Here is a 393-nt window from a genome sequence, read left to right on the forward strand (position 1 = left end):
CGACGACGACAAGCAGTACGCCGACGCGCGGATCATCTTCGTCGACACCGAGGCCTCCAACTGGACCTTCGACCCCGCGCGCAAGCAGTACTTCTTCCACCGCTTCTTCTCCCACCAGCCGGACCTCAACTACGAGAACCCGGCCGTGCAGGAGGAGATGATCTCCGCGCTGCGGTTCTGGCTGGACCTGGGCATCGACGGCTTCCGTCTCGACGCGGTGCCGTACCTCTACGCCCAGGAAGGGACCAACTGCGAAAACCTTCCGGCGACCCATGAGTTCCTGAGGCGGGTGCGCAAGGAGATCGACGCCCACTATCCGGACACGGTGCTGCTGGCGGAGGCCAACCAGTGGCCGGAGGACGTCGTCGACTACTTCGGCGACTTCAGCAGCGG

1 protein-coding gene is annotated in these 393 nt (G+C 64.6%); it reads left to right on the top strand.

Annotated features, from left to right (window positions below; genetic code table 11):
• The coding region (locus RMT89_RS41425; RefSeq protein WP_315888919.1) for an alpha-amylase family glycosyl hydrolase at nucleotides 1–393 on the top strand (393 nt) is incomplete at both ends.

The organism is Streptomyces sp. P17, assembly GCF_032436805.1.
In the GTDB taxonomy this organism is placed as follows: Bacteria; Actinomycetota; Actinomycetes; order Streptomycetales; family Streptomycetaceae; genus Streptomyces.